Consider the following 13,261-nt stretch of genomic DNA (forward strand, 5'->3'; position numbering starts at 1 on the left):
GACCGAAGTGGGACTACACCTACCGCTCGAGGACTCGGCGGGGGTCAGTCGACCTTGCCCTTGAGGGTGGAGGGGATCTGCTTGGCCGTGGCGATGGTCTTCTGCGGCGCCTTGACCTTGCGGAACCGGCGGATGCCGATGAACGCGAGGAGTAGCGCGAGCAGCAGATAGGCGCCGGTCACGATGAGGAACGCCCATGCCGGGTGCAGGCCGGTCATCGTGAGGAAGAAGCCGATCGTGATCGAGGCGAGGATCACGACGAGCAGCAGGATGAACGCGGCCACTGCGAGCAGTGCCGCACCGATGCCACCTGCGCGCACGCTCACCTTGAGCTCGGACTTGGCCAGCTGGATCTCGTGCTGGACCAGCGACGAGAAGTCGCGCGTGACGTCGGCCACCAGACGGCCGATCGTGGGGTCCTCCGTGACGGGCTGACGTTCACTCATGGCATGAGCCTACCGAGAAGCGGGCCGAGGGCCAGCGGAACGCTCATCGACCCGGGGTGTGGCGGGGCCCACTGCCTGCTTAAACCTACAGCATTGTATGTTTATCGCGATCGTTCCCCGCTGACAGGAGTGCCCATGAGCCACCCGCGTGTCGTCGTCATCGGCGCCGGAGTCCTCGGACTGTTCACCGCCTACGAGCTGACCGCCGCCGGCGTCGAGAACGTCGTGGTCCTCGAGGCGTCGCATCCTGGAGACGGCTCCTCGGGGCGGTCGGTGGGCATGGTCGAGACCCAGTACCTGACGTACCCCGACGTCCAGGTCCGCGCCTATGGTCGCGAGGTCTACGCAGCGCTGGAGCGCGACCACGACCTGCACTTCGTGCACGGCGGGTACCTGCGGCTGGGGCGTCAGCAGGCCGACATCACGGCCTTCGAGCAGAGCCTCGAGCACCAGAAGGCGTGCGGAGTCGACGACGCCGTCATCCTCGCGCCCGAGGACATCGCGGAGCGTTGGCCGCACATCGTCGTCGATGATCTCGTCGCCGCGCAGTTCGGCACGTGGGACGGCTACGTCGACGGTTACGCGGTGTCGCAGCTGCTGGCCGGCATCGTCAAGCGGCGCGGGGCGACGGTCGTGGCGCGGGCCGAGGTGCTCAGCGCGGAGCGCATCGGGGAGACCTGGCGGCTCGACACCGCACAAGGCGTCTTCGAGGCCGATGTCGTCGTCAATGCCGCCGGCCCGTGGGCGGGGCACGTCGGCGAGCTGCTGGGTGCTCCCGTACCGCTGCTTCCCCAGCTGCACGGCGCGCTCACGATCGAACTCGGCGCGCCGCAGCCGTTCACCCCCTTCGTCATGGACTACGTGCCGGGCTCGGGTACCGACGGGGTCTACTTCCGCTCCGAGCGCGCCGACCAGCTGATCGCCGGCCTGCACACCGACGAGGCGATCAAGGACCCGGTCTCACCCGACGTGCCGCTCGGTGCCATGGGGATGGACCAGATCGAGCGCGTCATCACCTTGTTGTCCGAGCGTCTCGTCGGCGCCGACGACATGGAGATCGGCCGCAGCTGGTCCGGCATCTACCCGATGACGCCCGACCACCAGCCGATCGCCGGGTGGCACCGCGATGCCCCGGGGGTGGTGTGCGCGCTGGGCGCGGGCGGCTCCGGCATCCAGTTGTCCCCGGCGGTGGGGCGTCTGGCGGCCCACGCGATCCTCGGCCGGCCGAGTGACTTCGAGATCGACTGGAGTCACGAGCGGTTCGCGGACTGACCGCCCAGCCGGGCGAGGGACCAGTTGAGTTCGTCGATGGTCTCGCGCCCGGTGACCGCCTGACCCAGTGAGGCGATCCGCGATCCGGTGTCGATGCTCGGATCGCTGGACACCACGACCCGGTCCTCGTCGTCGAGGAGGGCGGAGACTCCGGTCTCGCGGAGCACCGCTTCGGCTAGATCGAGGTACTGCCGGGTGTCGAGATCGGCGGCGACGACACCCACGCGGCGGTCGTCGACGATCAGTGCGACGGCAGCCGTGAGTGTGATGTCGTCCGTACCCCACGAATCGACGTAGGGGCCGAAGAGTGCTGGGCGGCCCGTGGCCATCGGGACGCGGAACCATCGCAGGTGCCGCACGTCGTAGAAGGAGTCCGACTGCGGATTCATGACGTGGCGCTTGCGGCTCACGTGACCGTCGCGGCGAATCCACCAGGCCATCGACGCTGTTCCGTCGGCCGACTCCTCGCCGATCACCGCTGCACCCACGCCCGTCGCGAGCACGTGGGTGCGCAGCACGTGGTCCGCGGCCGGGGCGAACGCCGACCAGGACGCCTCGTCGTCGAACGGCCGCGGCAGCGTGAGATCGACGTCGCGCCGGCACGCTTCGGCGAGCTCCGCGAGCGCGTCGAACAGCGGCTCGGTGAGCGTGATGATGTCTCGCGCGGCCCGGCGGAGCCCGCGATCGGAATGTTCTCCGGTGGTGTTCACGGCGCTGACCATCCTTCCGAACGCATGACGGTGGCGCGGACGGCGACACGGTCGATCGCGGTGGTCGCGTGCCGGCGGGCGGCCGAGCCGTCGGCCTCACGCACCGCGATCATCAGATCCTGCAGGATCTGAGCGACCTCCGCACGGAGCTGCTGGTCGGTGTAGACGAGGGTGAGGACCGGCGCATACTCGACCTGCAGATTGATCATCGCGCGGCTGAGCCGGACCGACTGCGAGGCCGCGGCGAGCTCGATGAAGAAGCGACTGTCGGCGCGGCGGGACTCCACCTCGTCACCGGCTGCGGCGAGCCGGATCGTGCCGCGCGCGAGGAGGGCGACGTCCTCGGTGGACGCGCGGGCCACGGCGAGCGCGGCCGCCTCGCAGGCGATCGCCCGTCGCCAGTCAGCGAGATCGCGAAGGTCGAGCCGGGAGAACCGGGCGACCTGTTCGAGGGCGACCCGCAGCTGATTGGGTCGCGGCGCGCTCACGACGGTGCCGCCGCCGCGGCCCCGGCGGGTGGTGACCATGCCCTGCGCCCGCAGCTTCGTGAGGGCCTCGCGCAGGGTCACGTGGGAGACGTTGAACTGGGCGGCGAGGTCGGGTTCTGGGGGCAGTTGTTCACCCTCGCCCAGGATGCCGAGCGAGATCGCGGTGCGCAGGCGTTCGGCGACGGTGTCCGCCCGGCCCTGATCGGCCAGCGGCGCGAACAGGACTCGCCGGGTCAGCGTCGAGAGCAGATCATCGCTCTGCACGTCGCCTCCCTCGCCGAATCCGCTGGTCGCGGCAGTTTAACCAGCGGCGCGCCCAGAGCGCTCGAGTGAGGGCATTTGGCCGGGCATTCCGGACTCCGCCGGGACCGGCCCGGTGTAACGACTGTGTTACAGGGCACACCCCCACTTGGCATTCAAATATACAGCGCTATATGTTTAACGCGCACCACGACCGACGACTAGGGCAGGAACTGACAATGACGGAACCCACGGTCAACTACGCGTCCTCCTCGCTGGGGGACGACGCTCTCGAAGCGGCCTTCGAGCAGGCTCTGCGCACCATCCGCGCCGAGCGGCCCGCGCCGCAGCCCCTCGTGATCGGCGGCGAGGAGCTGTTCACGGGCGACGTCGTCGTCCGTGAGGACCCGTGCCACGCCGGCGTCGTCATCGGCGCTGCGCACGTCGCGACCGACGACGACGTGACGCGCGCGGTGGCCGCCGCGAAGACGGCGGCGGGACCGTGGCGCCGCACCCCCTACGCCGAGCGCGTCGCCATGCTGCGCGCCGCCCGCGAGGACATCGCTCAGGAGATCGCGTACCTCTCCGCGGTCGTGTCGGCCGAGACGGGCAAGACCCGGCTCGAGGCCGTGGGCGAGACGACCGAGGTGCTCGACATGATCGCCCACTACTGCGACCTGATGGTCGAGAACGACGGCTACTGTGCGCCGCTCAAGCCCAGCGGCGGCGACACGAACTTCGACGTGATGGTCCCCTACGGCGCTTTCGCAGTGATCTCGCCGTTCAACTTCCCGGTCGCGCTCTCGATCGGCATGATGGTCGCCGCCCTCGTCACGGGCAACTCCGTCGTGCTCAAGCCGTCGGACAAGACGCCCCGCTCGACGGCCGAGATCGCCGGGATGCTGCGCCGTCACCTTCCGGCCGGCGTGCTGAACGTCGTGAGCGGGGGCGCCGAGGTCGGCCAGGCGCTGGCCAAGAGCGACGTCGACGGCATCGCCTTCACGGGCTCGGCTCACGTGGGCTGGGAACTCGTGGCGACCCGCAGCCCCTCCGGCCTGCCGCGCCCCGTGCTCGCCGAAATGGGCGGCCAGAACCCGGCCGTCGTCGCCGCGTCGGCCGATCTCGACGCCGCCGCCCAGGGCATCGTGCGCTCCGCCTTCGGCCTCTCGGGACAGAAGTGCAGTGCCTGCCGCCGCGTCGTGGTCGACCGCCGCGTCGCCGACGATCTGATCGCCGCGCTCGTCCGCGAGACCGAGAAGCTCGTCGTCGGCGATCCGCTGGACCCCGCGTCGAACCTCGGGCCCGTGATCGACGATTCGATCGCCGCGCGTATCGACGACGCCATCGCGACCGCGCAGCAGGACGGCCGGGTCGTGACCGGGGGCCGCATCGACCGTCCCGGCAACTTCTTCGCACCGATCATCGTCACCGACCTGCCGCTCGGCCACCGTCTCACCCGCGACGAGCTGTTCGCGCCGTTCCTCGCCGTGACCGCGGTGGACGACTTCGACGCGGCGCTCGCCGAGGCCAACGCGGTGGACTACGGCTTGTCGGCCGGCGTCTTCAGCGGTGAGCAGGCCGAGATCGACCGGTTCCTCGACGAGATCCAGGCCGGCGTCATCTACGTCAACCGAGCGGCCGGCGCGACGACGGGTGCCTGGCCGGGCGTCCAGTCGTTCTGCGGCTGGAAGCTCTCGGGCTCGACCGGCAAGGGTGGGCTGGGACTGTGGTACCTGCCGGGCTTCATGAAGGAACAGAGCCGGACCTTCGCGGGGCAGCAGTGACCGGCGTCCAGGACTACGAGGGGCACCCGCTCGCCGAGCGCGCGCGAGCGGTCATGCCGCGGGGCAACACGCGGACGACGTTGTTCGTCCCGCCGACGCCGCCGTACGCCGTCTCGGGCAGCGGCCCGTACGTCCTCGATCAGCGCGGCCATCGGGTGATCGACTGCAACAACAACTACACCGCGCTCATCCACGGCCACGCGTTCGCGCCGGTCGAGGAGGCGGTCGCCGAGCAACTGCCGCACGGGACCGCCTTCGGTCTGCCCACCGCGACCGAGATCGAACTCGCCGAGTTGCTCGCCTCGCGCACCGGCCTGCCCCTGTGGCGGTTCTCCAACTCCGGTACCGAAGCGGTGATGACCGCCGTCCGCGGTGCGCGCGCGGCCACCGGCCGTGACCTGCTGGTGCGCTTCGAGGGCAGCTATCACGGCACCTCCGACGCCGTGGTCGCATCGAACGCTCCGGGCATTCCCGAAGCCGTCGCCGGCACGAGCGTGGCGCTGCCCCAGGGCGACGCCGAGGCACTCCGCGACTTCATGCGCACGCGCGGCGAGGAGGTGGCCGCCGTGCTGATCGACGTCATGCCGAACCGCGCCGGCCTGGTCCCCGCTGCGACCGAGTTCGTGACCCTCGTCCGTGAGCTGACCCGACGCCACGGGGCGCTCATGATCGTCGACGAGGTCATCACGTTCCGGATGGCCGAGGGCGGCTTGCACCGCGAGTACGAGGTCGAGCCCGACCTGATGACCGTCGGTAAGGTCATCGGCGGCGGGTTCCCGGTCGGCGGTCTGGGCGGCACTGCCGAGGTCATGGCGGTCTTCGATCCGATGCGTGAGCTCGGCGTCTCCTGGGGCGGCACGTTCAGCGCCAACCCGATGTCGATGATCGCCGGTCGGGTCGCCCTGGAACACTTTTCTGCCGAGACCATCGCGCGCCTCAACTCGCTGGGCGACCAGCTGCGATCCGGTCTGACCGAGGCCGGGATCGCTGTCAGCGGACGGGGGTCGTTGACGCGGATCCGAGAGGACGTCGACCTGCCCCGCCTCTGGTGGGCCCTGTACGGCGAAGGCGTCCTCGCGGGCACCAACGGTCTGCTGGCGTTGTCGACGCCGATGACCGACGACCACGTGCACACCGTGACCGACGCGGTGGTCACGGCCGTGCGCGGCCTTCGAGGAGGAAACCAGTGAATCAGGCAGAGTCGATCCTGTCCCTGCGCGATGTCGAGAAGACTTTCGCGGGGCATTGCGCCGTCGACGGGGTGTCGCTCGACGTCGCCCGCGGTGAGGTCGTCGCCGTCATCGGTCCGAGCGGCTCGGGCAAGAGCACGATGCTGCGCTGCATCAATCTGCTGGAGGTGCCCGACCGCGGCACCATCACCGTCGACGGCACGGACCTCGACACCTCCGGCACGGTCAGCGCGCGCGATCTCACGCAGCTGCGCCGCCGGGTCGGCATGGTGTTCCAGTCGTTCAACCTGTTTCCCCACATGACGGTGCTGCGCAACATCTCGCTGCCCCAGGAGCGCGTCCTCGGGCGCAGCCGCGACGAGGCGGACCGCCGCTCGATGGAGCTGCTGGAGCGGGTCGGGCTGCAGCAGAAGGCGGACGCCTATCCGGCGAAGTGCTCGGGTGGTCAGCAGCAGCGCGTGGCGATCGCCCGGGCCCTCGCTCTCGACCCCGAGATCATGCTGTTCGACGAGCCCACCAGCGCCCTCGACCCGGAGCTCGGCCTCGAGGTCCTCGCGGTCATGCGCCAGCTCGCCGACACCGGCATGACGATGATCGTCGTCACCCACGAGATCCACTTCGCCGCGACCGTGGCCGATCGCCTCATCGTCATGGCCGACGGCCGCATCCTGGAGCAGGGCCCGCCGCAGCAGGTGCTCGACGACCCGCAGCACGCGCGCACCCGGACGTTCCTGTCGGCGATCAAGGACCGCTGATGGACGTCCTCCCCATCATCGTCGCCGCCATCCCGGTGACCCTCGGCGTCACCGCGGCGAGCTTCGCGATCGGTGCCGTCCTGGGTCTGGCGCTCGTCGCGGGGCGGCGCTCGCGGTGGACGGTCGTGCGCGGCCTCAGCCGGTCGGTCGTGGAGGTGCTGCGCGGCATCCCGCCGATCGTGCTGCTGTTCATCATCTTCTTCGGCATCGGTAGCGGTGCGCTGCGGATGGAGCCGTTTCAGGCCGCCGTCATCGGCCTCGGGCTGGTCTCCGCGGCCCATCTGTCCGAGGTCTACCGGGGCAGCCTCCTCGCGGTGCCCAAGGGACAGTTCGAGGCGGCCGACGCCCTCGGGCTGAGCCGTTCGACGACATCGGCGCGGGTCATCGCGCCGCAGGCCTTCCGGGTCGCGATGCCCGGCATGGTCACCTGGGCGATCTCCTTGCTCAAGGACTCGGCCCTCGTCTCGACGATCGGCGTCGCCGAGATCATGTCGGTCACCAACCAGCATGCGCGCTCGTCCGGGGACGGCCTGATGCCGTTCATCCTGGCCGCCGCGGTCTACATCGCGATCGGTACGCCGCTGGCCATCTGGTCCCGGTGGCTCGAGAAGCGCTTCGCCCGGATCCGGAAGGCAGCGTGAGCACCATGAAGTCTGCGATCTTCTCCGACTGGGCCGAGTGGCTCCCCCGACTGCTCGACGGTCTCTGGGTGAGTGTCCAGGTCACCGGACTGAGTCTGATCATCGGCCTGGCGGCCGGTCTGCTGCTGGCGCTCGCGGCCTTCGCCCGGACGCGGCTGCTCACCTGGCCCGCGATCCTGCTCGTCGAGATCGGCCGCGGTATGCCCGCGCTGGTGATGCTCCAGCTCGTCTACTTCGGCCTGCCGAGTGTCGGGCTCACCCTGGAGACCTACGCCGCGGTGGTACTCGCGCTGTCGCTCACGACGGCCGCGTACACGAGTGAGATCATCCGCGCGGGTCTGCGGGCCGTCCCCGACGGTGAACTCGAAGCCGCGGACGCTCTCGGGATGAGCCGCGGCGACGTCATGCGCTTCGTGGTGATCCCGCAGGGCCTGCGGATCGCCCTGCCGACCCTGCTGGGCTTCGCGATCCTCATCTTCCAGATCAGCTCGCTGGCCTTCTCGCTGGGCCTTCCCGAGTTGCTGAGCCAGGCCTACTCGATCGGCGCGGCGACGTTCCGCTACCTCGACGTGCTGACCCTCGCCGGTCTGCTGTACCTGGCCGTCACGATCCCGGCGGGCTGGCTGGTCGCACGCTTCGAGCGGCGCCTGTCCCGCCACCTGACCACCTGACCACGTGCACCACCCATCCATCCACAAGGAGACACCATGAAAACGCCGATTCGCGTCCTGGGCCTCGCGGCCGCCTCGCTGCTCACGCTCAGCGCTTGCGGGGGCGGCGGGGGAGCCAGCAGCGTCGACGCCTCGTGTGAGCCGACGATCGAGGTCGAGACCGTGAACGAGGGCGAACTCAGCGTCGCCCTGACCAACACCCCGCCGTACTCCATGGAGGAGAACGGCGAGATGGCCGGCATCGACAGCGACATCCTCGAGCAGTTCGCCGCCGAGGCGTGCCTCGAGTTGACGTACGCTCCGTACACGTACGCGACCGCCGTGCCGGCGACCGAGCAGGGCCGTGTCGACGTTGCCGTCGGTGGGTTCTACCGGACCGAGGCGCGCGGCGAGGTCGTCCGGCTGAGCACGCCGGTGTACCTCGACGAGCTGACCGTCATGTCGACCGACGGCAGCGCCACCGTCGACGATCTCGAGGGCAAGCGGATCGGCACGGTCGAGGGCTACCTCTGGGTGGACGACCTCAAGGCGCTGCCGAACGTCGAGACGCGGGTCTACCCCGACTCGCTCAGCCTCGCCAACGAGCTCAAGGCCGGCCGTCTCGACGCCGGTCTCGACGGCTACGGCGCGGCGATGATCTCCGCCGAGGGCACCGAGTTCGAGCTCGAGGTGCTCCAGTCGGACGAGCGCGTGTCCTCGACCAACCAGCCGTCGCAGACGGCCATCCTCATCAACCCGGAGAACGAGGCACTCGGCGAGGCGCTGGACGCCTTCATCGAGGAGCTGCGGGAGAACGGTGAGCTCGTGAAGATCCTCGAGGACAACGGCCTGCCGGCGTCGGCGGCCGAGGTGGGCGACGCACGCCTCATCTGATCGTCCTCGTCCCCACGCGCGGGCCCGGCAACCTCCCCCTCGGTTGCCGGGCCCGCGTCACGTCCGGGCGGTCTCGGCCACCGCCCGGACCGATCAGTCGTCGGTGCTCGTGCGCTTCAGGCCCGAGGTGATGAGGTCCATGACCGACGAGTCCGCCAGCGTCGTGGCGTCGCCGACCTCGCGGTTCTCGGCCACGTCGCGCAGCAGGCGACGCATGATCTTGCCCGAGCGGGTCTTGGGCAGTTCGGGCACGACCATGATCTGCCGCGGCTTGGCGATCGGGCCGATCTCCTTGGCGACGTGATTGCGCAGCTCGGCCGCGGTCTCCTCGCCGGAGTCGACGGCCGATTCGCGCAGGATCACGAAGGCGACGACCGCCTGGCCCGTCGTCGCGTCGGTCGCGCCGACCACGGCGGCCTCCGCGACGCTCGGGTGCGAGACGAGGGCCGACTCGATCTCGGTGGTGGACAGCCGGTGTCCCGACACGTTCATGACGTCATCGACGCGGCCGAGCAGCCAGATGGCGCCGTCCTCGTCCTTCTTGGCACCATCGCCGGCGAAGTACATGCCCTCGAAGCGCGACCAGTAGGTGTCCTGGTACCGCTGGTCGTCGCCCCAGATCGTGCGCAGCATCGCCGGCCACGGCTCGGTGAGCACGAGGTAGCCGCCCTGTCCGTTGCCCACGGGCTTGCCGGCGTCGTCCACGACCTCGGCGCTGATGCCCGGCAGCGGGCCCATGGCCGAGCCCGGCTTGGCCTTCGTGACGCCGGGCAGGGGGCTGAGCATGTGCGCGCCGGTCTCGGTCTGCCACCACGTGTCGACGATCGGCGTGCGCCCGCCGCCGATGTTCTCGCGGTACCAGACGTACGCCTCCGGGTTGATCGACTCACCGACGGTGCCGAGGATGCGCAGGCTGGAGAGGTCGAACTCGGCCGGGATCTCGCCGCCCCACTTCATGCACGTGCGGATCGCGGTCGGCGCGGTGTAGAACAGCGTCACGCCGTACTCCTGCACGATCTCCCACCAGCGGCCCTTGTGCGGTGTGTCGGGCGTGCCCTCGTAGAGCACCTGGGTGGCGCCGTTCGCGGTGGGCCCGTACACGATGTACGAGTGCCCGGTGACCCAGCCGATGTCGGCCGTGCACCAGTAGACGTCGGTCTCGGGCTTGTGGTCGAACACGGCGTGGAACGTCGAGGCGACCTGCGTCAGGTATCCGCCGGACGTGTGGAGGATGCCCTTCGGCTTGCCGGTCGTGCCCGAGGTGTACATGACGTAGAGCGGGTGCTCGCTGTCGAAGGCTTCGGGCGTGTGCTCCGGTGAGGCGGTGTCGACGACGTCGTGCCACCACACGTCGCGACCCTCGGTCATCGAGGTCTCCTCGCCGGTGCGCCGCACCACGAGGACCTTCTCCACCACGCCCGTCGTCTTCTCGAGCGCCTCGTCCACGGCGGGTTTGAGCGCCGAAGGCTTGCCGCGCCGGTACCCGCCGTCCGCGGTGATGACGACCTTGGCCTCACAGTCCGCGACCCGGCTGGCGAGTGCGTCGGAGCTGAATCCGCCGAACACGACGGTGTGCGGGGCGCCGAGCCGGGCGCACGCGAGCATCGCGACGACGGCCTCGGGGATCATCGGGAGGTAGATCGCGACGCGGTCGCCGGTGCGGACGCCGAGATCGACGAGCGCGTTGGCCGCTCTGCTCACCTCGTCCTTGAGGTCGGCGTAGGTGAGCGTGCGGGTGTCGCCGGGCTCGCCGACGAAGTGGAAGGCGACCTTGCCGCCGCGACCCTCGTCGACGTGGCGGTCGACGCAGTTGTAGGCGACGTTGAGCTTGCCGCCCACGAACCACTTCGCGAACGGCGGGTTGGTCCAGTCGAGGACCTCGGTGAACGGGGTCTGCCAGTGCAGCCGCTCGGCCTGCGTGCGCCAGTAGCCCAGGCGATCGGCCGCGGCGTCCTCGTAGGCCTGCGCCGTGACGTTGGCATGAGCCGCGAGGTCGGCGGGCGGCTCGAACACGCGGTCCTCGTGGGCCAGGTTGTCGATGCCTGCTGTCTCTGTCACGAAACTCTCTCCTCGAATCGGGTCCTACTCACGATTGTGTCCCACCCCACAGCATTCGGCGCAGAGGTGGCAGAAAGGTTGCCGCGGGGCCCGTCGTGCGGACCCCGCGGCGTCGCCTACTTCTCGGCGCCGGCGCCGGTCAGGGACCGCACTTCCAGCTCGGCGAAGCGCTCCTGCGAACCCTTGTCGCTCGAGGTCACCGTCCCCAGCCAGCCGAGGAGGAACCCGAGCGGGATCGAGACGATGCCCGGGTTCTCCAGCGGGAACCAGCTGAAGTCGACTCCCGCGGGGAACAGCGAGAGGCTCGATCCGGTGTCCGGGTCGACCTTGCCCGAGACGACCGGGCTGAAGAACACCAGGCCGACCGCGGAGATCAGGCCGCCGTAGATGCTCCACAGCGCCCCGCGGGTGTTGAACCGCTTCCAGAAGAGGTTGTAGAGCAGCGCCGGGAGGTTGGCTGAGGCCGCGACCGCGAAGGCGAGGGCGACGAGGAACGCGACGTTGAGGCTCTGCCCGGGGATGGCCAGCGCGATCGCGATGCCACCGATGACGAACGCCGCGATCCGGGCGGTGCGCACCTCGTCCTTCTCGGTCGCCGTGCCCTTCTTCCAGACATTGGCGTAGAGGTCGTGCGCGACCGAGGATGCCGAGGTCAGCGTCAGCCCGGCGACCACCGCGAGAATCGTGGCGAAGGCGACCGCGGAGATCAACGCCAGCAGGATCGCACCGCCCAGGGTGCTCGGACCACCGCCGACGGCTTCGGCCAGCAGCGGCGAGGCCAGGTTGCCGCCCGAGGCGGCGATCTGGTCCTTGGCATCACCGGTGACGAGGGCGGCGGCACCGAAGCCGAGCACCAGCGTCATCAGATAGAAGGTGCCGATCAGGCCGATCGCCCAGAGCACCGAGACGCGGGCCTGCTTGGCCGTGGGGACCGTGTAGAAGCGGACGAGGATGTGCGGCAGGCCGGCGGTGCCCAGCACGAGCGCGATGCCGAGCGACAGGAAGTCGATCTTGCTCGTGGTGGTCGCGCCGTACTTCAAGCCGGGCTCGAGGAAGGCCTGCCCCTTGCCGCTCGCGTCGGCGGCGGTGCCGAGCAGGTCCGAGAGGTTGAAACCGAACTTGGCCAGCACCAGCACGCTGATCAGCAAGGTGCCGAACATCAGCAGCACGGCCTTGACGATCTGCACCCAGGTGGTGCCCTTCATGCCGCCCACCACGACGTAGAAGATCATCAGCACGCCGACCGAGACGATCGTGATGTTCTTGGCCGTCTGGCTGTCCACGCCCAGCAACAGGGCGACGAGCGCGCCAGCGCCCACCATCTGCGCGAGCAGGTAGAAGATCGACACCACGACGGTGGAGACGGCCGCGGCCTGGCGGATCGGCCGCTGCCGCATGCGGTACGCCAGTTGATCGGCCATCGTGAAGCGGCCGGAGTTGCGCAGGAGTTCGGCGATCAGCAGCAGCGCGACGAGCCATGCGACGAGGAAGCCGATGGAGTAGAGGAACCCGTCGTAGCCGGACAGTGCGATGGCACCCGAGATGCCGAGAAAGGAGGCGGCCGACATGTAGTCGCCGCCGATGGCGAAGCCGTTCTGCACTCCGGAGAACGAGCGGCCGCCGGCGTAGTAGTCCGCAGCGGTCTTGGTGTTGCGGCTCGCCCAGAAGGTGATGCCGACGGTCAACAGCACGACGACGGCGAACAAGGAGGCGGTGAGCGCCTGGTTCGATCCCTCACTCGCGGCGAGGAGCACGTCCTGAGTCCTCACTGGCCGACCTCCCGCTCGAAGTCGTCACGCAGGTCGTCCGCGAGCGGGTCCATCTTGCTCGCGGAGTAGCGGGCGTACCACGAGGCGATGCCGAACGTGGTCACGAACTGCAGCAACCCGAAGAGGAGTGCCACGTTGATGTTGCCGAACACCTGGGTGTTCATGAAGTCGGGCATCCAGTTCGACGCCACCACGTACAGCAGGTACCAGACCATGAAGGCCACGGTCATCGGCAGCACGAAGCCGCGGTAGATCCTCTTGAGCTCGGCGAACTGCGGTTCCTGGTGGATGCGCTCGTACGCCTGGTGCGTCTCACGCGAGATCTGTTCGGCCATGGCTCCCCCTCTCCAGACGTCACGACACC

13 protein-coding genes are annotated in these 13,261 nt (G+C 69.4%); 7 read left to right on the top strand and 6 right to left on the bottom strand.

Annotated features, from left to right (window positions below; genetic code table 11):
* Positions 1-44: 44 nt before the first annotated feature.
* Complete coding sequence (locus tag D9V41_RS02310; protein WP_121792888.1) at positions 45-446, bottom strand: phage holin family protein; 402 nt, start codon at positions 444-446, stop codon at positions 45-47.
* Between the two features lie 135 nt (positions 447-581).
* Between D9V41_RS02310 and D9V41_RS02315 the strand changes: the two genes are divergently transcribed.
* Complete coding sequence (locus D9V41_RS02315; protein ID WP_166375870.1) at positions 582-1,718, top strand: NAD(P)/FAD-dependent oxidoreductase; 1,137 nt, start codon at positions 582-584, stop codon at positions 1,716-1,718.
* Here the strand turns inward: D9V41_RS02315 and D9V41_RS02320 are convergent.
* Together D9V41_RS02320 and D9V41_RS02325 are read right to left on the bottom strand one after the other, a co-directional pair.
* On the bottom strand, positions 1,697-2,428 hold the full coding sequence (locus D9V41_RS02320) for a cache domain-containing protein (protein ID WP_121792890.1): 732 nt from the start codon (positions 2,426-2,428) through the stop codon (positions 1,697-1,699). The genes D9V41_RS02315 and D9V41_RS02320 overlap by 22 nt on opposite strands.
* Positions 2,425-3,180, bottom strand: coding sequence for a FadR/GntR family transcriptional regulator (locus tag D9V41_RS02325; RefSeq protein ID WP_121792891.1), 756 nt, complete (start codon positions 3,178-3,180; stop codon positions 2,425-2,427). Before D9V41_RS02325 ends, D9V41_RS02320 begins: the two co-directional genes overlap by 4 nt.
* Positions 3,181-3,395: 215 nt before the next feature.
* On the opposite strand from D9V41_RS02325, the gene D9V41_RS02330 reads away from it, so the two are divergent.
* Genes D9V41_RS02330 through D9V41_RS02355 form a run of 6 tightly spaced genes read left to right on the top strand, consistent with a single transcriptional unit; the run spans position 3,396 to position 9,070 of the window.
* Entirely contained in the window at positions 3,396-4,940 is a 1,545-nt protein-coding gene (locus D9V41_RS02330) for an aldehyde dehydrogenase family protein (RefSeq protein WP_166375871.1), read from the top strand.
* A complete protein-coding gene (locus D9V41_RS02335; protein ID WP_208006696.1) occupies positions 4,937-6,130 on the top strand; it encodes an aspartate aminotransferase family protein in 1,194 nt (397 codons plus the stop codon). The genes D9V41_RS02330 and D9V41_RS02335 overlap by 4 nt, the downstream gene beginning before the upstream one ends.
* A complete protein-coding gene (locus tag D9V41_RS02340) occupies positions 6,127-6,885 on the top strand; it encodes an amino acid ABC transporter ATP-binding protein (RefSeq protein ID WP_121792893.1) in 759 nt (252 codons plus the stop codon). Before D9V41_RS02335 ends, D9V41_RS02340 begins: the two co-directional genes overlap by 4 nt.
* Complete coding sequence (locus D9V41_RS02345; RefSeq protein WP_121792894.1) at positions 6,885-7,526, top strand: amino acid ABC transporter permease; 642 nt, start codon at positions 6,885-6,887, stop codon at positions 7,524-7,526. The genes D9V41_RS02340 and D9V41_RS02345 overlap by 1 nt, the downstream gene beginning before the upstream one ends.
* Before the next feature lie 5 nt (positions 7,527-7,531).
* Positions 7,532-8,197, top strand: a complete 666-nt coding sequence (locus tag D9V41_RS02350; RefSeq protein ID WP_121793035.1) for an amino acid ABC transporter permease — start codon at positions 7,532-7,534, stop codon at positions 8,195-8,197.
* A gap of 36 nt (positions 8,198-8,233) precedes the next feature.
* Entirely contained in the window at positions 8,234-9,070 is an 837-nt protein-coding gene (locus D9V41_RS02355; protein WP_121792895.1) for an ABC transporter substrate-binding protein, read from the top strand.
* A 93-nt stretch (positions 9,071-9,163) separates the two neighbouring features.
* Here D9V41_RS02355 and acs read toward each other — a convergent pair whose 3' ends face one another.
* From acs to D9V41_RS02370, 3 genes are all read right to left on the bottom strand, one after another.
* On the bottom strand, positions 9,164-11,128 hold the full coding sequence (gene acs, locus D9V41_RS02360) for an acetate--CoA ligase (protein WP_121792896.1): 1,965 nt from the start codon (positions 11,126-11,128) through the stop codon (positions 9,164-9,166).
* A 116-nt stretch (positions 11,129-11,244) separates the two neighbouring features.
* Positions 11,245-12,897 carry a solute symporter family protein gene (locus D9V41_RS02365; RefSeq protein ID WP_121792897.1) on the bottom strand — a complete coding sequence of 551 codons (1,653 nt, stop codon included), beginning with the start codon at positions 12,895-12,897 and terminating at the stop codon, positions 11,245-11,247.
* Positions 12,894-13,232 carry a DUF485 domain-containing protein gene (locus D9V41_RS02370; protein ID WP_121792898.1) on the bottom strand — a complete coding sequence of 113 codons (339 nt, stop codon included), beginning with the start codon at positions 13,230-13,232 and terminating at the stop codon, positions 12,894-12,896. The genes D9V41_RS02365 and D9V41_RS02370 overlap by 4 nt, the downstream gene beginning before the upstream one ends.
* Between the last annotated feature and the right edge of the window lie 29 nt (positions 13,233-13,261).

Origin of the sequence: Aeromicrobium phragmitis, assembly GCF_003674095.1 — a bacterium.
GTDB classification, from domain to species: Bacteria; Actinomycetota; Actinomycetes; order Propionibacteriales; family Nocardioidaceae; genus Aeromicrobium; species Aeromicrobium phragmitis.

Bases quoted from the DNA above. Each gene is read 5' to 3' on its own strand.
- D9V41_RS02310 (WP_121792888.1), bottom strand. From the start codon at position 446: ATGAGTGAACGTCAGCCCGTCACGGAGGACCCCACGATCGGCCGTCTG.
- D9V41_RS02315 (WP_166375870.1), top strand. From the start codon at position 582: ATGAGCCACCCGCGTGTCGTCGTCATCGGCGCCGGAGTCCTCGGACTG.
- D9V41_RS02330 (WP_166375871.1), top strand. From the start codon at position 3,396: ATGACGGAACCCACGGTCAACTACGCGTCCTCCTCGCTGGGGGACGAC.
- D9V41_RS02345 (WP_121792894.1), top strand. From the start codon at position 6,885: ATGGACGTCCTCCCCATCATCGTCGCCGCCATCCCGGTGACCCTCGGC.
- D9V41_RS02350 (WP_121793035.1), top strand. From the start codon at position 7,532: ATGAAGTCTGCGATCTTCTCCGACTGGGCCGAGTGGCTCCCCCGACTG.
- D9V41_RS02355 (WP_121792895.1), top strand. From the start codon at position 8,234: ATGAAAACGCCGATTCGCGTCCTGGGCCTCGCGGCCGCCTCGCTGCTC.
- D9V41_RS02370 (WP_121792898.1), bottom strand. From the start codon at position 13,232: ATGGCCGAACAGATCTCGCGTGAGACGCACCAGGCGTACGAGCGCATC.